This is a genomic window from Ectothiorhodospira shaposhnikovii, from assembly GCF_016584105.1.
Classification (GTDB): Bacteria; Pseudomonadota; Gammaproteobacteria; order Ectothiorhodospirales; family Ectothiorhodospiraceae; genus Ectothiorhodospira; species Ectothiorhodospira shaposhnikovii.
On sequence record NZ_NRSM01000010.1, the window covers coordinates 12,223 to 30,586 of the forward strand.

The 18,364-nt window shown below is 63.7% G+C and carries 16 protein-coding genes and 1 pseudogene; 6 read left to right on the plus strand and 11 right to left on the minus strand.

The window, feature by feature from the left end:
* Window positions 1-4 precede the first annotated feature (4 nt).
* From pyrH to rpsB, 3 genes are all read right to left on the minus strand, one after another.
* Window positions 5-733, minus strand: a complete 729-nt coding sequence (gene pyrH, locus CKO35_RS07260) for a UMP kinase (protein WP_200174137.1) — start codon at window positions 731-733, stop codon at window positions 5-7.
* A 117-nt stretch (window positions 734-850) separates the two neighbouring features.
* Window positions 851-1,726: a translation elongation factor Ts gene (tsf, locus tag CKO35_RS07265; protein ID WP_200174139.1), complete on the minus strand. Its 876-nt coding sequence runs from the start codon at window positions 1,724-1,726 to the stop codon at window positions 851-853.
* Between the two features lie 70 nt (window positions 1,727-1,796).
* Window positions 1,797-2,561 (minus strand): 30S ribosomal protein S2, encoded by a 765-nt coding sequence (rpsB, locus tag CKO35_RS07270; RefSeq protein ID WP_200174141.1) that lies wholly within the window; start codon window positions 2,559-2,561, stop codon window positions 1,797-1,799.
* A 253-nt stretch (window positions 2,562-2,814) separates the two neighbouring features.
* Between rpsB and map the strand changes: the two genes are divergently transcribed.
* The 4 genes and pseudogenes from map to dapD all read left to right on the plus strand — a co-directional run bounded on the left by map (window position 2,815) and on the right by dapD (window position 8,451).
* Window positions 2,815-3,588 carry a type I methionyl aminopeptidase gene (map, locus tag CKO35_RS07275; protein ID WP_200174143.1) on the plus strand — a complete coding sequence of 258 codons (774 nt, stop codon included), beginning with the start codon at window positions 2,815-2,817 and terminating at the stop codon, window positions 3,586-3,588.
* 11 nt (window positions 3,589-3,599) lie between these two features.
* Window positions 3,600-6,263: pseudogene (gene glnD / locus CKO35_RS07280) on the plus strand ([protein-PII] uridylyltransferase); the annotation flags it as partial.
* Window positions 6,264-6,374: 111 nt separating this feature from the next.
* Window positions 6,375-7,571, plus strand: a complete 1,197-nt coding sequence (gene dapC / locus CKO35_RS07285; RefSeq protein ID WP_200174353.1) for a succinyldiaminopimelate transaminase — start codon at window positions 6,375-6,377, stop codon at window positions 7,569-7,571.
* Between the two features lie 58 nt (window positions 7,572-7,629).
* A complete protein-coding gene (gene dapD, locus CKO35_RS07290) occupies window positions 7,630-8,451 on the plus strand; it encodes a 2,3,4,5-tetrahydropyridine-2,6-dicarboxylate N-succinyltransferase (protein WP_200174145.1) in 822 nt (273 codons plus the stop codon).
* 7 nt (window positions 8,452-8,458) lie between these two features.
* On the opposite strand, the gene CKO35_RS07295 is transcribed toward dapD, so the two are convergent.
* Genes CKO35_RS07295 through cysM form a run of 4 tightly spaced genes read right to left on the minus strand, consistent with a single transcriptional unit; the run spans window position 8,459 to window position 11,674 of the window.
* Window positions 8,459-8,608: a hypothetical protein gene (locus CKO35_RS07295; RefSeq protein WP_200174146.1), complete on the minus strand. Its 150-nt coding sequence runs from the start codon at window positions 8,606-8,608 to the stop codon at window positions 8,459-8,461.
* Window positions 8,609-8,628: 20 nt separating this feature from the next.
* Entirely contained in the window at window positions 8,629-9,963 is a 1,335-nt protein-coding gene (rlmD, locus tag CKO35_RS07300) for a 23S rRNA (uracil(1939)-C(5))-methyltransferase RlmD (protein WP_200174157.1), read from the minus strand.
* 17 nt (window positions 9,964-9,980) lie between these two features.
* Complete coding sequence (locus CKO35_RS07305) at window positions 9,981-10,787, minus strand: 3'-5' exonuclease (RefSeq protein ID WP_242467081.1); 807 nt, start codon at window positions 10,785-10,787, stop codon at window positions 9,981-9,983.
* Window positions 10,784-11,674, minus strand: a complete 891-nt coding sequence (gene cysM, locus CKO35_RS07310; protein ID WP_200174159.1) for a cysteine synthase CysM — start codon at window positions 11,672-11,674, stop codon at window positions 10,784-10,786. Before cysM ends, CKO35_RS07305 begins: the two co-directional genes overlap by 4 nt.
* 339 nt (window positions 11,675-12,013) lie before the next feature.
* Between cysM and CKO35_RS07315 the strand changes: the two genes are divergently transcribed.
* Both CKO35_RS07315 and CKO35_RS07320 read left to right on the plus strand, forming a co-directional pair.
* Window positions 12,014-12,919, plus strand: coding sequence for a hypothetical protein (locus CKO35_RS07315; protein ID WP_200174161.1), 906 nt, complete (start codon window positions 12,014-12,016; stop codon window positions 12,917-12,919).
* Window positions 12,916-15,651, plus strand: coding sequence for a response regulator (locus CKO35_RS07320; RefSeq protein ID WP_200174163.1), 2,736 nt, complete (start codon window positions 12,916-12,918; stop codon window positions 15,649-15,651). Before CKO35_RS07315 ends, CKO35_RS07320 begins: the two co-directional genes overlap by 4 nt.
* Here the strand turns inward: CKO35_RS07320 and acpS are convergent.
* The 4 genes from acpS to era are packed head-to-tail and all read right to left on the minus strand — an operon-like array spanning window position 15,638 to window position 18,364.
* Complete coding sequence (gene acpS / locus CKO35_RS07325; protein WP_200174165.1) at window positions 15,638-16,018, minus strand: holo-ACP synthase; 381 nt, start codon at window positions 16,016-16,018, stop codon at window positions 15,638-15,640. The genes CKO35_RS07320 and acpS overlap by 14 nt on opposite strands.
* A complete protein-coding gene (pdxJ, locus tag CKO35_RS07330; protein WP_200174167.1) occupies window positions 16,009-16,758 on the minus strand; it encodes a pyridoxine 5'-phosphate synthase in 750 nt (249 codons plus the stop codon). Before pdxJ ends, acpS begins: the two co-directional genes overlap by 10 nt.
* A complete protein-coding gene (gene recO / locus CKO35_RS07335; RefSeq protein WP_338031767.1) occupies window positions 16,755-17,459 on the minus strand; it encodes a DNA repair protein RecO in 705 nt (234 codons plus the stop codon). The genes pdxJ and recO overlap by 4 nt, the downstream gene beginning before the upstream one ends.
* The gene (era, locus tag CKO35_RS07340; RefSeq protein WP_200174356.1) at window positions 17,456-18,364 is read right to left on the minus strand and encodes a GTPase Era; all 909 of its coding nucleotides are present in this window, start codon (window positions 18,362-18,364) and stop codon (window positions 17,456-17,458) included. The genes recO and era overlap by 4 nt, the downstream gene beginning before the upstream one ends.

Sequence of the window (18,364 nt, forward strand, 5' to 3'; positions counted from 1 at the left end):
CTGTTCAACCTCTCTCGACCAGGGTACCCACATTCTCGCCCATGATCAGGCGCAGCAGGTCCCCTTCCTTGAATATGTTGATGACCCGCAACGGCATGTCATTGTCCCGGCACATCACGATGGCCGTGGCATCCATGACACCCAGGCGGCGGGTAAGCACTTCCTCGTAGGTGAGGCGCTCGTAGCGGCGGGCATCGGGATTGGTCATGGGGTCCGAGTCATAGACACCATCCACCTTGGTGGCCTTGATCATGACATCGGTGTTCATCTCGATGGCCCGCAGGCTGGCCGCCGTGTCGGTGGTGAAGAAAGGGTTCCCGGTGCCTGCGGCAAAGACCACAATGCGCCCCTTTTCCAGATGACGCACGGCACGACGACGGATGTAGTCCTCGCAGATCTGGTTGATCTTGAGGGCGGACATGACGCGACAGAACTTGCCTTCCCGCTCCAGGGCATCCTGCATGGCCAGGGCATTCATGACCGTGGCCAGCATGCCCATGTGATCGGCCGTGACCCGGTCCATGCCACCCTGGGCCATGCCGGCGCCGCGGAAGATGTTGCCGCCGCCGATGACGATGGCCACTTCCACGCCCAGGCGGCTGAGTTCGGACACCTCGCGAGCAACCCGGGCCAGGATATTCGGACAGATGCCGAAATCCAGGTCACCCATCAGGGCCTCGCCACTCAGCTTCAGAAGGATACGCTTATAGGCGGGACGCTTGTCGTCACTCATGGGAAACCTTGTTTGTATTGTGTCGAGCCTGAAACCGGGTGACGCCGGCGAGCCGGCACACTCATGCAAACGGCGGCGGCCCCATCCGGAGCCACCGCCATCAGGATACAGAAGATATCAAGCGCCCTTGGCCTGGGCCATCACTTCTTCGGCGAAATTTTCCACCTTCTTCTCGATCCCTTCACCCACTTCGTAACGCACGAAGCGGTTCACCTTGGCGCCGGCATCCTGCAGCAGCTTGCTCACAGTGTTGTCGGGGTCCTTGACGAAAGGCTGACCCACCAGGGTGATTTCCGCCAGGTATTTCTTGATGCGGCCACCGATCATCTTTTCGATGATTTCGGCCGGCTTGCCGCTTTCCTCGGCCTGGGCACGGAAGATGTTCTTTTCCTGCTCCAGCAGTTCCTGGGGCACCTGGGACTCATCGACGCAGACCGGACGGCTGGCGGCAACGTGCATGGCCACGTCACGGACCAGGTCATCATTTCCACCGTTCATTTCCACCAGCACGCCGATACGGGTGCCGTGCAGGTAATGGCCCAGACGGCCTTCGCTGTTGATCACTTCGAAACGACGCACCTGGATGTTCTCGCCGATCTTGGCCACCAGGCCGGCACGGACTTCTTCCAGGGTCCCTTCCGGGGTGGACAGGGCCATCAGGGCCTCCACGTCGGCGGGGGCCTGGGCCACCAGGGTGTCGGCCACCAGGCGGACGAAGCCCTGGAAGTTGTCATCCTTGGCCACGAAGTCGGTTTCGCAGTTGACTTCCACGATGGCGGCACGACGACCGTCTTCGCTGGCGGCGACCATCACCTGACCTTCGGCGGCCACGCGACCGGCCTTCTTCACCGCCTTGGCGGCGCCGGACTTGCGCATCTGTTCGATGGCGGCTTCCATGTCGCCGCCGGCTTCGACCAGCGCCTTCTTGCATTCCATCATGCCCGCGCCGGTACGTTCGCGCAGTTCCTTAACCATGGATGCGGTAATCTGCATGGGGTGACTCCTGATTCAATTCTGTGTCGCCGGGGCCGTTCCCGCGGATGGGCGCGGCCCCGGCAGCGTGTTACTTGTCGCCGGCTTCGGCGGCAGGCTGGGCAGCAGCGGCCTCTTCCACCTCGACGAACTCGCTGGAGGCGGTGGTGCGGGCCACGTTGAGGCCATCACACACGGCATCGGCCGCGGCGGAGAGATAGAGCTGAATGGCACGCATGGCGTCATCGTTGCCGGGAATGACGTAGTCGACACCTTCGGGGGAGTTGTTGCTGTCCACCACGGCGACCACGGGGATGCCCAGCTTGCGGGCTTCGCTGATGGCGATGCGCTCATAGCCCACGTCGATCACGAACATGGCATCGGGCAGACCGGGCATGTCCTTGATGCCGCCCAGGCTGCGCTCAAGCTTTTCCATCTCGCGGGTGCGCATCAGGGCTTCCTTCTTGCTCAGGCGGTTCAGGGTGCCGTCTTCCTTCATGGCCTCCAGTTCCTTGAGGCGACGGATGGATTCGCGCACGGTCTTGAAGTTGGTGAGCATGCCGCCGAGCCAGCGGTGGTTGACGTAGGGCATCTTGCAGCGCTGGGCATGTTCGGCCACCAGGTCGCGGGCGGAGCGCTTGGTGCCCACGAACATGATCTTGCCGCCATTGGAGGCCATCTTGCCCAGATAGTTCATGGCATCATTGAAAAGGGGGACGGTCTTTTCAAGGTTGATGATGTGGATCTTGTTGCGATGCCCGAAGATGTACTGGTCCATCTTGGGGTTCCAGTAACGGGTCTGATGGCCGAAATGGACACCGGCTTCGAGCATTTGACGCATGGTCACGTTAGGCATGATGAGAATATCTCCTCGGGGTTGGGCCTCCATGCGCCCCGAACAGCAACCCCTGTGACAGGGCACCCAGCTGAACGTGTCGGCGCATGTGTGGAATCAGAAACACGGATTGGATAAAAAGCGCCCCCACAGTTTGGTTTGCATGGAGCGCGGGCGCTTTATACCATAAACAGTCTTTCACAACAAACGCATAGCGCGGCCCGCCAATCCCACCGGCGAAGCCGAAGCGTTTTACCCCCGGACCCTCCCCAGCATGCCCGTCAACATCAAGACCCCGGAAGAAATCGAAAAAATGCGCCTGGCCGGCCGCTGTGCCGCCGAGGTCCTGGAAATGATCGCCCCCCATGTACAGGCGGGCATCACGACCGGTGAACTGGACCGGCTCTGCCACGACCACATCACCCGGGTACAGCAGGCCATCCCCGCCCCGCTGAACTACCGCGGCTTTCCCCGGTCCATCTGTACATCCATCAATCACCAGGTCTGCCACGGCATTCCCGGTGACCGCAGGCTCAAGGACGGCGACATCCTCAACATCGACATTACCGTGATCCGGGATGGCTATCACGGGGACACCAGTCGCATGTTCATCGTCGGCAAGCCCTCCGTGCAGGCCCAGCGGGTGGTGGATGTGGCCCATGAAGCCCTTTGGCGGGGCATCAGCATGGTGGCCCCCGGCGTCCGCCTGGGTGACATCGGTCATGCCATCCAGACCTACGTGGAAGGAGAGCGCTTCAGCGTGGTGCGGGAATACTGCGGTCACGGCATCGGCCGCGAGTTTCACGAAGACCCCCAGATCCTGCACTTCGGACGGCCGGGAGAAGGGGTGGAACTCAGGCCCGGCATGACCTTCACCATCGAGCCCATGGTCAATGTGGGCAAGCGACATACCCGACTCCTGGCCGATGGTTGGACCGTCGTCACCAAGGATCACAGCCTGTCCGCGCAGTGGGAACATACCCTCCTCGTAACCGATGACGGCCACGAGATCCTCACCCTGCGCCGGGACGAGACCCCACGTTGCTGAGACTGCCCCCCATGAGCCTCCTGACCCCCCTGCCGGACCACATCGCCCACCGTCTGGGCTGGGAGGCGGCATACCAGGCCCTTCGCGACGGGCAACTGCCTGAGCGGCAACGGTATGCGGCCCTTGTCACCCGGGTACGCAAGGACCTGGAAGCGGCCTTCACCGACGGGGTGGATGTCACCGACCTGGTCCAGGCCAGGGCCGCCGCCATGGACCGCCTGCTGGTGGCGGCCTGGGAAGCCCTGTCACTGGACCGGCAGGCAGGACTGGGCCTGGTGGCCGTGGGCGGCTACGGTCGGGGCGAACTGCATCCCGGCTCGGACATCGACATCCTGGTGCTCTTCGACACGTCCCTGAGCCGGGAACAGGAAGAACGGATCGGTCAGTTCCTCACCTTTCTCTGGGACATCGGCCTTGAGGTCGGACACAGCGTGCGCACCCTGGATGACTGCACCCGGGAGGCCGCGCGGGACATCACCGTCGCCACCAATCTGCTGGAATCACGCCCCCTGCTGACGCCACCGGGTCAATTCGAGGCCCTGCGGCAACGGATCGCCCCGGCGCGCATGTGGAACAGCCGCGAGTTCTTCGCCGCCAAGCTGGCGGAACAGGAAGCCCGGCACCTGCGCTTCGGCGAAACCGCCTATCGCCTGGAACCCAACCTCAAGGAAGGTCCCGGCGGCCTGCGGGACATCCAGATGATCGGCTGGGTGACCCAGCGCCACTTCGGTGCCAGCGCCCTGGCGGAACTGGTCTCCCACGGCTTTCTCACCGAAGCGGAATGCCACGACCTGGTGGCCGGGCAAAGCTATCTGTGGCGGGTGCGCTTTGCCCTGCACATGCTCAGCGGCCGCAAGGAAGACCGGTTGCTGTTCGATTTTCAGCGCCGCCTTGCCAACCTGCTGGGCTTCACCGACCAGGACCACAATCTGGCCGTGGAACAGTTCATGCAGCAATATTTCCGCACGGTGATGGGGCTGGAGCGTCTGAACGAGATGCTGCTGCAACACTTCAGCGAGGCCATCCTGCTGGAGGACCACCGTGACGAGGTGGTGCCCATCAATCGCCGCTTCCAGGCCCGACGGGGATTTCTGGAGATCACCCACCCCCAGGTCTTTCGCCAGTACCCCCCCGCCCTGCTGGAAACCTTCCTGATGCTGCAACAACACCCGGAACTCAAGGGCATCCGGGCGTCCACCATCCGCGAGATCCGTGCCCAGCGGCATCTGATCGATGACGAGTTCCGCCGTAATCTCGCCTGCCGCACCTTGTTCATGGAAATCCTGCGTCAGCCCCATGGGGTTACCCGGCAGTTGCGGCGCATGAACCGTTACGGGGTACTGCCCGCCTATCTGCCGGCCTTCGGGATGATCGTGGGACGGATGCAGTACGATCTGTTCCACATCTACACCGTGGACGAGCATATCCTGGGGGTGATTCGCAATCTCAGGCGATTCGCGGCACCCGAACACGAGAGCGACCTGCCCGAATGCGCGCGGATCTTCCGCCAGATTCCCAAACCCGAACTGCTTTATCTGGCCGGGCTGTTTCATGACATCGCCAAGGGGCGCGGCGGTGACCATTCCGAACTGGGCGCCGACGAGGCGCGCGCCTTCTGCCTGCATCACGGCCTTGCGGTCCATGACGCCAGTCTGGTGGCCTGGCTGGTGAAAACCCATCTGCTCATGTCCCTGACTGCGCAACGGCGTGACATCTCCGATCCGGGGGTGGTGATGGAATTCGCCGCCCAGGTGGGCAACAGCATGCGTCTGAACCATCTCTACCTGCTGACCGTGGCGGACATCCAGGGCACCAATCCGCAACTCTGGAATTCCTGGAAAAGCTCGCTGATCTCCAGCCTCCATGCCTCCACCCAGCGCATGCTGCGCCGCGGCCTGGACAATCCACCGGGACAGGACGAACTGGTAGGCGAGGTGCAGACCCATGCCCTGGAACTGCTCAAGGCCCAGGGTATGAAGGCACCCGACTGTCTGGAAATCTGGGCGCATTTCGACGCGGAATACTTCCTGCGCCACTCCGCCGACGAGATCGCCTGGCACACCCGCGCCATCCATGAAGTGGATGAAGCGGATCTGCCGCTGATCCTGGTCCGCCAGGAAACCGCCCGCGGCAGCACCGAGATATTCCTCTACACCCAGGATCATCCCCATCTCTTCGCCCTGACCGCCACGGCCCTGACCCAACTGGGACTGGACATCGTGGATGCCAGAATCATCACCACCCGCACCGATCGAACCCTGGATACCTTCCTGGTACTGGAAGACACCGGTCAGCCCATTGCCAGTGCCGGGCGGGTCCAGGAGATCGGCCGACTGCTCAGGGAAAGGCTCAATGATCCGGACAAGCGTCCCGGGGTCATCCGGCGCACCACACCCCGCCGACTCAAGCATTTCGACGTGGCCACCCAGGTGAGCTTCGATCCCCTGCCCCACCACAACCGCACGGTACTGTCCATTTCCACGGCCGACCGGCCGGGATTGCTGTCACGGATCGGCATCGTGCTGATGGACTGCGGGGTCAAGGTCTACAACGCCAAGATCGCCACTGCCGGAGAACAGGCCGATGACGTGTTCTACGTCACCGACCTGGATGACCGGCCGATCCAGGATCCGGAACGTCGTCAATTGATCGCCGACCGCCTGCGGGAGGCGCTGCAGGACCCGGCCCCCCCCCCCAGACCGCGTGAGGACCACCGGATCGGCCGGATCATGTCGTTATGGCGTATACTGTCGCGCCGCTTAACCGACCACCGACGACACGGCACGATGAATCCCGATCTGGATCGACTGCAACCCTACCCTTTCCAGAAGCTGGCCTCCCTCAAGCAGGGGGTGACACCCCCAGCCGGACTCGGGCACATCGCCCTGTCCATCGGAGAGCCCCGTCACGCGGCGCCCGCCGTGGCCCGGGAGGCCCTCATCGCCCATCTGGACGGCCTGTCGGGCTATCCCCTTACCCGGGGTTCGGATGCCCTGCGCGAGGCCATCGCCGGATGGGCCGGCCGACGCTTCGGCCTGCCCGCGGGCCTGTTGGACCCCCAGCACCATATCCTGCCCGTGAGCGGCACCCGGGAAGCCCTGTTCGCCCTGGCCCAGTGCGTGGTGGACCGTGGCCGGCAACCGGTGGAAGTCTTCATGCCCAACCCGTTCTACCAGATCTACGAAGGAGCCGCCCTGCTGGCCGGTGCCAGGCCCCACTTCATGGACCTGCTGCCGGAGCACGGCTTCCTGCCGGACCTGGATGCCGTCACACCGGCACAGTGGGACCGCTGCCAGCTCCTGTATCTGTGCAGCCCGGGCAATCCCAGCGGCAGCGTGATGCCGGAGGACTACCTGGTGCGGGTGCTGGAACTGGCCCATCGCCATGATTTCATCATCGCCGCGGACGAGTGCTATTCCGAGATCTATTTCAACGACCAGCCACCGCCGCCGGGCCTGCTCGGGGTCGCGGCCCGGCACCAGGGCGACTTCAACCGGGTGGTGGTCTTCCACAGCCTGTCCAAGCGCTCCAATCTGCCGGGCCTGCGTTCCGGCTTCGTGGCCGGTGATGCCCGGGTCATGACGGCCTTTCATCAATACCGGACCTACCACGGCTGCAGCATGGCGCCCCCGGTACAGGCAGCCAGCATCGCGGCCTGGAATGACGAGACCCATGTGGCGGAAAACCGGGATCTCTACGGCCGCAAGTTCGACGCCGTCCTGGAGATTCTGGGTGATGTCCTGCCCATGAGCCGCCCTGATGCGGGGTTCTATCTATGGCCGGAAATCCCCATGGATGACGAGCATTTCGCCCGCGAACTCTTTGCCCGCCAGAACATCACCGTCCTGCCCGGCAGCTACCTGTCCCGGGACACCGCCGCCGGCAACCCCGGCCGCAACCGGGTACGCATGGCCCTGGTGGCCCCCCTGGCGGAATGCGTGGAAGCCGCCAGGCGCATCCGGGCGTTCCTGGCGGATCACTGAACCTGCCGATCCCCGGCCTATAATCACCTTCATCACACCGTATCAGCGGAGTTTTTCCATGACCGACATCCAGACCCTCATCGAAGACGCCTTTGAAAGACGCGTCGAGATCAACCCGCGCAATGCCGACACCCGCCTCAAGGATGCGGTGATGGAAGCCATCGACATGCTGGATCGGGGCACCGCCCGGGTGGCCGAAAAGCGCGACGGCCAGTGGGTGGTGAACGAATGGCTCAAGAAGGCCGTTCTGCTGTCGTTCCGCATCAACGACAACCAGCTCATGAAGGGCGGTTTCACCAACTATTACGACAAGGTGGACGCCAAGTGGGCCGACAGCAATTCCCGGGAACTGCGGGAGAGCGGCGTGCGCATCGTGCCGCCCGCCACCGCCCGGCGCGGCGCCTACGTCGCCCCCGGCGTGGTGCTGATGCCTTCCTACGTGAACATCGGCGCCTATGTGGATGCCGGCACCATGGTGGACACCTGGGCCACCGTGGGTTCCTGCGCCCAGATCGGCAAGAACGTGCACCTCTCCGGGGGCGTGGGCATCGGCGGCGTGCTCGAACCCCTGCAGGCCTCTCCCACCATCATCGAGGACAACTGCTTCATCGGCGCCCGCTCCGAAGTGGTGGAAGGGGTGATCGTGGAGGAAGGCTCGGTGATCTCCATGGGGGTCTACATCGGTCAGAGCACCCGCATCTATGACCGGGAGAAGGACGAAGTGACCTACGGCCGCATCCCCGCCGGATCGGTGGTGGTGTCCGGCAACCTGCCGTCCAAGGACGGCAAGTACAGCCTCTACTGCGCCGTGATCGTGAAGCGGGTGGATGAAAAAACCCGTTCCAAGGTGGGCATCAACGAACTGCTGCGGGATCTCTGATCCCGCTTCAGGTGCGGTCCGGGGGCGGGGATTCCCGCTCCCGCCGCCGCGCCGCCAGGGCGCGGCGCACCGACAGGATCTGCCATCCGCACAGGCCCAGCAGCACGGCGGCGGTCAGCAGTCCCTTGCCCAGGACCAGGGTGGTGGTGTCGATCATGACGGCACTGCCTCGCAGGTTCAGGCCCGGACGAACAGTGCCATGGACTCCACATGGGCCGTATGGGGAAACATGTCCATGACACCGGCGGCGACCAGACGATACCCGTGCTGGTGGACCAGCTCCCCCGCATCCCGCGCCAGAGTGGCCGGATTGCAGGACACATAGACCATGCGCTCGGCCCCCAGACGGGCCAGCGGCGCCAGCACCTCCCGGGCCCCGGAACGGGGCGGATCCAGCAGCACCCGGTCCACCGGACCCGACAGCCAGGGGGCGTTGCCCGGGTCGGCGGCCAGATCGGCGGCATGGTAGCGGGTATTGTCGATGCCGTTTTCGACCGCATTGCGGCGCGCCCGTTCCACCATGGCCCCATCCCCTTCCACGCCGATGACTTCCCGCGCCATCCCCGCCAGGGGCAGGGTGAAATTGCCCAGGCCGCAGAACAGATCCAGTACCCGGTGTTCCGGCGCCACCTCCAGCAGGGACAAGGCCCGCGGCACCATGGCCCGGTTGATGGGGGTGTTCACCTGGAAAAAATCCACCGGGGCAAACGGTACCCGGGTGCCGTACCCGGGATGGCCATAGGTCAGCACCGGAGGGGAGGTCGGCCACAGCGGCGTGATGGTTTCCGGACCGCCGGGCTGCAGCCAGACCTGCAATCCGGTTTCCTGACCAAAACCCGTCAGGATCGCCTCGTCCGCGGCATCGAGCGGGTCCAGATTACGGAACACCAGGGCCACCTGGTCGGCGTCATCCACCGCCACCTCGATCTGGGGAATGCGGTCCCGGGCCCGTAACCGGCCCATCAGCTCACGCAGTACCATGATCCGCTGCCCCACCGCCGGATGCAGCACCTCGCAGGTGGTCAGGGCCGCCAGGTAGGGGCTGCCCTTTTCCCGGAATCCCACCAGCACGCCCCCCTTTTTCGGCACATGCTTCACCCCCAGCCGGGCCTTGCGGCGATAGCCCCAGACCGGGCCGGTGATGGGATCCAGGATGTCTTGCGGGGCCACGTCACCGATGTGCCGCAGATCGTCCAGCAGGACCTGCTGCTTGGCCCGCACCTGGGCCGCCGGGTCCATGTGCTGCAGGGCACAGCCGCCGCACAGGCCGAAATGGGGACAAAGGGGCTCGACCCGGTCCGGCGAGGCCTCCAGCACCGTCTCCACCCGGCCCTCGTCATAGCGCCGATGCTGCTTGTGATAGCGGAAGGTGACGGTTTCCCCGGGCAGGGCGCCGTCGATGAAGACGGTCTTGCCCTCGATACGGGCAACGCCCCGGCCTTCGTGGGTGATGGCGTCAATACGGGTCTGGACTGCCTCCTGGGGCAGCCGGGATCGGCGTCGGGAACTCATGGATGTGATTGGTCGATTCAGGTGGAAGAAACGGAGGCACCCTGCCAGGCTGCCAGAAATTCCTGCAGATGGGGCTGGGATGCGGCGGCCAGCATCTCGGCCAGGCGGGACTGTTCGCGGGCCAGCCCGTCAGGACTCAGGCGACCGCGCAGATGCTCGAAACGCAGGTAGACCAGATAGGTATTGAGGACGTCGGTCTCGCAGTAATGGCGGATACCCTGGATGTCGCCGGCCAGCCAGGCATCCCAGACACCGGCGCCGCTCATGCCCATCTTGCCGGGAAAACCCAGCAGGGTGGCCACCTCGTCCAGGGGGGCATTAGCGCGCATCTGGAAGCCCGCCAGTACGTCCATCAGGTCCAGGTGACGCCAGTGGTAGCGGGAGAGATAGTTGTTGTAGCGAAAATTGCGGTCATCATCGCCGGTATCCCAGTAGCGCGGGGCCGACACCCCATGCAACAGACTGCGGTAGTGGAGCACCGGCAGATCGAAGCCGCCGCCGTTCCAGGTCACCAGGGTGGGTGCATAGCGCTCAATGCCTTCGAAAAAGCGCCGGACCAGCTCGCCCTCGTCGGATTCCGGTCCCCCCAGGGACCAGACCCTGAGCTGATCCCGGGTGGCGAGCACCACCGAGATGGCCACCACCCGATGCAGGTGGTGGGCAAGGAACTCACTGCCGGTCTTCTGGAGCCGAAGCTGGAACATGGCCTTGGCGGCTTCCGCGTCTCCCAGCCCGTCCAGACCCAGGAGCCGGCGACCACCCGCCACGTCGGGAATGGTCTCGATATCGAAGACCATCACTGGTTCGGACAATGCCACACTCATGCGGGGTAGATCCCGGTGGAGATGTAGCGATCCCCCCGGTCGCAGATGATGGCCACGATCACCGCATTCTCAAGTTCCGCCGACAGGCGCAGGGCGGCGGCCACAGCGCCGCCGGAAGAGACGCCGGCAAAGATGCCCTCCTCCGCGGCCAGACGGCGCATGGTGTCCTCCGCCTCGGCCTGGGTCACGTCCATGACCGAATCCACCCGGGCAGGGTCAAAAATTCTGGGCAGATACGCCTCGGGCCAGCGCCGGATACCTGGAATGGCGGCCCCCTCCGCCGGCTGCACGCCGACGATATTCACTCCGGGGTTCTGCTCCTTGAGGTAACGGGAAACCCCCATGATGGTGCCGGTGGTACCCATGGCGCTGACGAAGTGGGTGACGCCGCCCTCGGTATCGCGCCAGATCTCGGGTCCGGTGGTTTCATAGTGAGCCAGGGGATTGTCCGGATTGGCAAACTGGTCCAGCACCCGCCCCTTGCCCTCGGCCTGCATCTGCTGGGCCAGGTCGCGGGCGCCTTCCATGCCCTCCTCCTTGCTGACCAGGACGATCCGGGCACCGAAGGCCTTCATGGCGGCCCGCCGTTCCGCGCTCATGTTGGCCGGCATGATGAGGATCATGGGATACCCCTTGATGGCCGCCGCCATGGCCAGGGCAATACCCGTATTGCCGCTGGTGGCCTCGATCAGGGTATCGCCGGGACGAATGTCACCACGGGCTTCGGCACGTTGTATCATGTGCAGGGCCGGGCGGTCCTTGACGGAGCCGGCGGGATTGTTTCCTTCCAGTTTGGCAAGAATGGTGTTGGAGGTCTGCCCTGGCAGACGCTGCAGGCGGATCAGGGGCGTATTGCCCACAAAGGATTCCAGGGTTGGATGATTCATGCGAAAACAGCCTCAAAAGACGGACCCCATTATATACATGGTGTCACCGGAGTTAGAAAGACGGCGGGACCGCGCTGAAGCCCACGCCATGGATGACGATTTCATCCCACCTGGCAACGCCGGAAACATCCGCCGTGCCCAGCCGGGAATCCAGGTCGGGACATTCCGGTTACCCAGTGCGGCTGGGAAGGCAAACCACCGGGACGATCCGCCACCCAGAGGGCGTGGGCTCGCCATCATGCCGTCGGTCCGGATCATCGGTCCCGGTAAAAGATGGACTCCGTCTTCCTGAGCGCCACATTCCGGCACATGTCAACGGGCTCTGGATAAGCTATTTCCATGACAAGGACAGCCGCATTTCTCAATCCAGTGATGATCCTGTTGACCTGGATCGGGATATGGATATCCCCGGCCACGGCACAGGCTACAGATATCTTTCATGAAGGGGTTCCCCGCATCCTTTTCGTGGCCAGTCAGGACAGCGAGATCCATCAGAGTGCCTATGCACCGCTGCGTCGCGGCCTGGCCTATCCCCCGCCGCTGTTCATATCCGCCGACGACACCAATGCGGCCCAGTGGATAGGACATTTCGATTGCCGTGACTGCATGATCGTCACATCGGGGACCAGAGCCTTGCAGGACGTGTTGAATTTCACGCAACAGGCACGGGTACTGAGTTTCATGATTCCCATGGAAAGCCATGAGCGACTCATCCGGTCGGTGGCGGATCAGGAACGCTTTGCCGCCCTTTACATGGACATCCCCCTTGAAAAGCGCATGCTGATTGCCAGACGGCATGTACCGGCCCTCAGACGTTTCAGCGTCGTGGAAAGCCAGCCCCAGTCACAAACCGATACCGGCACCCCCGTCGAAAACCTGCAATATTTCGTAAAACAACCCGATCAGAATCTTCTTGATGTATTCATTCAGGCGGCCCGGCACTCGGACGCCATACTCACCCTTCCGGATCGGGAGATCTACAATCCCAGGAACATCGTCAGCATCATGATGACCACTTACCGCCTTGGGACGCCACTGATCGGTCACTCGGAAGCACTACACCGCGCCGGTGCCCTGATCTCCATTTATGCCGAACCTGAAATGCTCGGTGAAGAAGCCCTGGCAGTGATCCGCGGACAGGCAAGGGAAGGCTGGAAGGCGCTTCGCCGGCATACCGAACTCTACCAGGTATCGGTCAATCATCAGGTGGCCAGATCCCTGCGCATCACCGTGGAGGCGCCATGACGCAGTGGCGCATCCGCTATCGGGTCCTGACTCTGTCACTGTTACCCACCCTGCTGGTGGCCATTGTGCTGACCATCTACTGGGGCAGTGTCAAGGTCATGGAACTGGAGGCCCAGACCCGGGAACGGGGAGAAACCCTGGTTGCGTTCCTCGGACCCGCGGCGGAATACGGGATCATTTCCGGTAACCAGGCTTATCTGGATGCCATCACCGCCAAGGCCAAGGCACAGCCGGACGTAGCGAGCATCCTCATTCAGGATCATCAGGGGAACCTGATCTACGCCTACGAAAATCACCACGGACAGGGCGACATTCCTCACTGGAAATATCGCTTCGCAACCCGCCTGTTCCCGGAAAAAAGTGCGCTGTTCCACCAGGACATTCTGCTGAGTGCCCTGGACCTGCGCGACCTGCCGATGCCCGAAGGCACCGGTTCGTCCATGCAGGACCCCCGGCTGATCGGCAGTGTGCAGATCAGCCTGAGCAACCTGCACACCAGCGTTCAGCAGTTCCAGTGGATGCTGCAGAGTGTTGCGCTGATCATACTGATCGTCATCGGGATTCTGATGATCATCCCACGCTGGACCCTTTCCCTGTCCCGTCCGCTGGAAAGGATCGCCGCCACCGTCACCCAGATTCAGCAAGGTGACCTGGCGGCCCGAAGCCGCGTGCGGGCGGGTGGCGAGATCGGCACATTGCAAAAGGGCATCAACAGCATGGCCGAAAGCATTGAACGCTCTCACCAGCTGATGATTGACCGGATCAATGCCGCCACCGTGACCCTGCGGGAAAAACTGGACCTCATCGATGAAAAGAATCAGGCCCTCACTGCCGCTCATGAAAGGGCCGAACTCATCAACCAGCGCAAAACCCGGTTCCTGGCCAGCATCAGCCACGAGCTGAGAACCCCCCTGAGCGCCATCAAGGGGTATTCCGAGTTGCTATGCCAGCATGGCAGCCTGGATGAGCAGGAACGGCAGTGGGTCAACGTGATCGAGGATGCCAGCCGTGACAGCCTGAAACTGGTCAACGACCTCCTGGACATCTCACGCATCGAAGCGGGCACGGTGGCCATCCACCATACCCGTTTCGACCTCAGACAGATGCTGCAGGAAGTCATCGGCCTCTGCCGCAAGGGCTCCGGCCGGCAAAATGTGGACATCACACTGCTCATGCACCCGGCCACCCCCAGCTGGATCACCAGCGACCCGTTGCGCATCAAGCAATTGCTGACGAACGTGATGACCAACGCCGTTAAATTCACCGGCAACAATCATGTCATCCTGCGTGTCGGCCCACACCCGGATGCCCAGGGGATTCTTTCACTGTCAGTGGAAGATTTCGGTCCCGGCATAGAGAAGGAGTATCTGGACCAGATTTTCGAACCGTTCTACCAGATTCGCAAGAATGAACACGCCCTGCAGGTGGGGTCGGGTCTTGGCCTGAGCATCGCCCGCGGCCTGGTGAGCGTACTCAGTGGGGAGCTGGTGGTAGACAGCGAACCGGGCGAAGGCTGCATCTTCCATCTGCATCTTCCAGTCATGGGCGGCCCCGTTCACCCGCCGCGTTCCTGTCACGATATCTGCCCGGAAGGTGTCATCCTGCTCACCGATGATGCCGAGGTTCGATTCATCGCCCGTAGCCACCTGGAAATGCTCGGTCTTGATGTAACCAGTGTTCAACGTGCCTCGGCATTCCTCAAGGGGCTTGAAAGCACCAGCGGAACCATTGGCCTGATATGGCTGCGAGAACCCTACCAGGAACTGATCGAAACCATAATTCGCCACGAGCACCTGGCCAGAAGGGTGATCCTGACCGCCTTCATCACGATCCCGGAGACATTACTCCAGCAACTCAGACGCCAGGGTGTACTGCTGATCCCCCCCTTCCTCACGCTGGACATGCTGCAAGCGCATCTGGAGCGCCGGTTGCGGGTCGGCCCGAATAACGGGGCCCTTGAACCAACCGATGACAATTCCCCCCGGAACGAGAGCCTGTCCGGACTTCGGGTCCTGGTGGCCGACGACAATGCAACCAACCGGCGGCTGCTGTGTGAGTTCGTGCTGAATTGCGGTGCCCGGGTCGATGAGGCGGAAAACGGTGAGCAGGCCATGTACCAATATCTGACCAGCTACCATGATCTGATCCTGATGGACATGCACATGCCCGTGATGGATGGCATGACGGCACTTCTGGAGATCCGCCGGCAGGATCCCGGGGCCAGAATCATTGCGGTCACCGCGGATGCCCGCCAGTCCGTGCACCAGCGTCTCATGACTACGGGTTTTGATCATGTACTCACCAAGCCCGCCAGCCAGTCAGATATCAGGGACTGCCTGACACGATTCCCGCGGGATCTGCCCGCCACCCCTGCCCCCGCACAATCGGTCAATACAGCGTTAACCCATGACCCGGAGCGCGCCTTGCGCATGGCCGGAGGGTCCGCGGAACTGGCCCACGAACTGGCGACGCTTTTTTTCAGGGATCTCAAGCGGGCGCGTCAGCAACTCAAGGACAGCGGACTCAAGCGCCAGATCCTGCTCAAGCTCGCCCACCAGCTCAAGGGGGCTTCCCGCTACTGCGCCACACCCAGACTGGAAACCGCGGCCAGCGCCCTGGAAAGTGCGCTGCGCGACGGGCGGGAAACCTCCATTCCCAGACTCCGGCTGGCGCTGCTCACGGAGGTCGAGGATCTGCTTTCACGGGAAGACGACATCCTCAGCCAGCCATGATTACGAAGGCCAGGGCGTACTCCCGCTCGTCGGACAGGCTGATCTGGATATCCCTCACTCCCAGCCCCTTCGCGGTGAGCGCGGCGGGGCCGGACAGCACCAGCAAGGGACGCCCGCGTTCATCATGATCCACGCGGGCGTCCTCGAAGCGCATGTGGGCACCGATCCCGACCCCCAGGGCCTTCGAGGCGGCTTCCTTGGCGGCAAAACGCCGCGCCAGGAAGGCGGCCGGCTGGGCGGCGGCCTGGAAACCGGCATATTCAGCGGGGTGCAGGATGCGCCGGGCCAGGCGATCACCGTGGCGCTCCAGCATCGCCGTCATGCGCACGATGCTGGTGATGTCGGTGCCGATGCCGATCAGGCGCATGCACGCCCCGCGTCCATGGCTGCCCGCATCTGCACCACCGCCTCGCGGATGCCGCAGAACAGGGCCCGGGCGATGATGGCATGGCCGATATTGAGTTCATGCAGCTGGGGGATGGCGGCAATGGCGCCCACATTGTCGTAGTCAAGACCGTGACCGGCATTGACCGTCAGACCGATCGACTGCCCATGGGCGGCCGCCCGGCGGATCCGAGCAAGCAGTGCTTCCCGGCCAGCCGGATCCGTCGCCGAGGCATAGGCCCCGGTATGCAGCTCCACCACCGGGGCGCCGATGCGCGCGGCCGCATCCAGATGGGCCGGCTCCGGCTCCACGAACAGCGACACCTCGATGCCCGCCTCGACCAGACCCGCGCAGTAATCCCGCAGACGCGCCTCGTGGGTCAGCACGTCCAGCCCGCCTTCCGTGGTCAGCTCCTGCCGGCGCTCGGGCACCAGGCAACAGGCCCGGGGACGCACCTCCAGGGCGATGGCATGCATCTCCTCGGTGGCGGCCATCTCCAGATTCATGGCGGTCCTGATCACGCCGCGCAGACCGCGCACATCCGCGTCCTGGATATGGCGCCGGTCCTCGCGCAGGTGCAGGGTGATGATATCGGCGCCGGCATCCTCGATCAGGCCCACCGCCTGGGCCAGATCCGGATAGACGGTGTGGCGCTGCTGGCGGATGGTGGCGATGTGATCGATGTTGACACCCAGGCGCAGGGGTGAGGGAACTGAATTCATGATGAAACATCCGGTCGCCCGCGGGCGAAGAGTTGACGTGACAGAATGGGTTTGCCATCCAGATGATGATCCAGCAACCCGCGCAGCAGCCGCTTGGCCTGGATCCGGTGGGCGGGCGTATCCAGACGGTCGGTGAGCAGGGCCGCCAGGGCCTCCCCCTGGATGGTCCGGGGAGATGAAGGCGTGTCGTGGGGATCGGCCTCACGAACCCCCGACAGGGGGTCGACCCGGTAGAGTCGCCGTGGTTCCAGATCCTCGACCACCACGAACTCCAGCCCCTCTCCCAGCAGGTTGAGCAGGGCCAGTTCATAGCGCCGCAGCGCCGGCTCCAGGGCCAGGCCGGGATCGCCCAGCGCGGACAGGGTCCCGGCATAGACGGCAAGGAACTCCGGTTGCGGAATTTGCCGGGGCAGCAACCTCACCGCCAGTTCATTGATATACAGACCGCAGACGGCCCGATTGCCGCTCAGGGACACACCGCCCAGCTCTTCCCAGCCCGTCAGGGTACGCAGCTCGCCGCGGCCGCGCCAGGTCACTTCCAGCGACGCGAACAGCGGCGGCCGACGGCCCCGGTCCCGCACACCGCGCAGGACGGCCCCCATGCGCCCCTCCGCGGCCGTCAGCAATTCCAGCAACAGACTGGACTCCCGGTACGGGCGGGCATGCAGCACGAAGGCGATAGTGCCGGAGACCGTCGTCACGGCTCCACGTCGATCCCCATGCGGCGGATGCCGTCGATATCGCCCTGCCAGCCTTCCCGCAGCTTCACCCAGAGCTTGAGCATCACCTTGCGCTGGAGCAGGTCCTCCAGTTCATGCCGGGCACCGGTGCCCACCGCCTTGATCATGCGACCGCCCTTGCCGACGACGATGGATTTCTGGCTGTCCCGCTCCACCCAGATCACCGCCCCGATATGGATCGCGGTACCGGTGTCCTCCCAGGTTTCCACGTCCACCGAGGTGGCATAGGGGACTTCCTGTCCCAGGCGTTCCAGCAACTGTTCCCGGATCACTTCCGCGACCCGGAACCGCTGGCTGCGGTCCGTGATCTCGTCATCGGGGAACAGGTGCGGTCCTGCCGGCAACAGGTCGATGAGGGTGGTCACCAGGGGGTCCACGTTCACCCCGCGCAGGGCGGACAAGGGCACCACGTCATGGAAATCCAGCTTGCCGCGCACCTGATCGATAAACGGCAGCAGGATGTCCTTGTCCTTGAGCTTGTCCACCTTGTTGATCACCAGCACCACCGGGCGGCTGCCGGCGGCCAGCCAGCCGGCCAGCTGCTCGTCTCCCGCCTCCCAGCGACCGGCCTCGACCACGAACACCACCCCGTCCACATCATCCAGGGTGGCGCGGGCGGTACGGTTGAGGACCTTGCCCAACAGCTTGGGCGTGGACGGGTCCACCCCGGGGGTATCCACCAGCACCAGCTGATCCGCGCCGCGCGTGACCACACCGCGAATGCGGTGTCGGGTAGTCTGGGGCTTGCGGCTGGCGGCCGCGATCTTCTCCCCCACCAGATGGTTGAGCAGGGTGGACTTGCCCACATTGGGACGACCGACAATGGCCACATAACCACAGCGGGAGGGCATCTCTTCCGCTGCCAT

Excerpts from the sequence above, each read along its gene's own strand:
- pyrH (WP_200174137.1), bottom strand. The coding sequence starts at position 733 with ATGAGTGACGACAAGCGTCCCGCCTATAAGCGTATCCTTCTGAAGCTG.
- tsf (WP_200174139.1), bottom strand. The coding sequence starts at position 1,726 with ATGCAGATTACCGCATCCATGGTTAAGGAACTGCGCGAACGTACCGGC.
- rpsB (WP_200174141.1), bottom strand. The coding sequence starts at position 2,561 with ATGCCTAACGTGACCATGCGTCAAATGCTCGAAGCCGGTGTCCATTTC.
- map (WP_200174143.1), top strand. The coding sequence starts at position 2,815 with ATGCCCGTCAACATCAAGACCCCGGAAGAAATCGAAAAAATGCGCCTG.
- dapC (WP_200174353.1), top strand. The coding sequence starts at position 6,375 with ATGAATCCCGATCTGGATCGACTGCAACCCTACCCTTTCCAGAAGCTG.
- dapD (WP_200174145.1), top strand. The coding sequence starts at position 7,630 with ATGACCGACATCCAGACCCTCATCGAAGACGCCTTTGAAAGACGCGTC.
- CKO35_RS07295 (WP_200174146.1), bottom strand. The coding sequence starts at position 8,608 with ATGATCGACACCACCACCCTGGTCCTGGGCAAGGGACTGCTGACCGCC.
- rlmD (WP_200174157.1), bottom strand. The coding sequence starts at position 9,963 with ATGAGTTCCCGACGCCGATCCCGGCTGCCCCAGGAGGCAGTCCAGACC.
- CKO35_RS07305 (WP_242467081.1), bottom strand. The coding sequence starts at position 10,787 with ATGAGTGTGGCATTGTCCGAACCAGTGATGGTCTTCGATATCGAGACC.
- cysM (WP_200174159.1), bottom strand. The coding sequence starts at position 11,674 with ATGAATCATCCAACCCTGGAATCCTTTGTGGGCAATACGCCCCTGATC.
- CKO35_RS07315 (WP_200174161.1), top strand. The coding sequence starts at position 12,014 with ATGACAAGGACAGCCGCATTTCTCAATCCAGTGATGATCCTGTTGACC.
- CKO35_RS07320 (WP_200174163.1), top strand. The coding sequence starts at position 12,916 with ATGACGCAGTGGCGCATCCGCTATCGGGTCCTGACTCTGTCACTGTTA.
- acpS (WP_200174165.1), bottom strand. The coding sequence starts at position 16,018 with ATGCGCCTGATCGGCATCGGCACCGACATCACCAGCATCGTGCGCATG.
- pdxJ (WP_200174167.1), bottom strand. The coding sequence starts at position 16,758 with ATGAATTCAGTTCCCTCACCCCTGCGCCTGGGTGTCAACATCGATCAC.
- era (WP_200174356.1), bottom strand. The coding sequence starts at position 18,364 with ATGGCAGCGGAAGAGATGCCCTCCCGCTGTGGTTATGTGGCCATTGTC.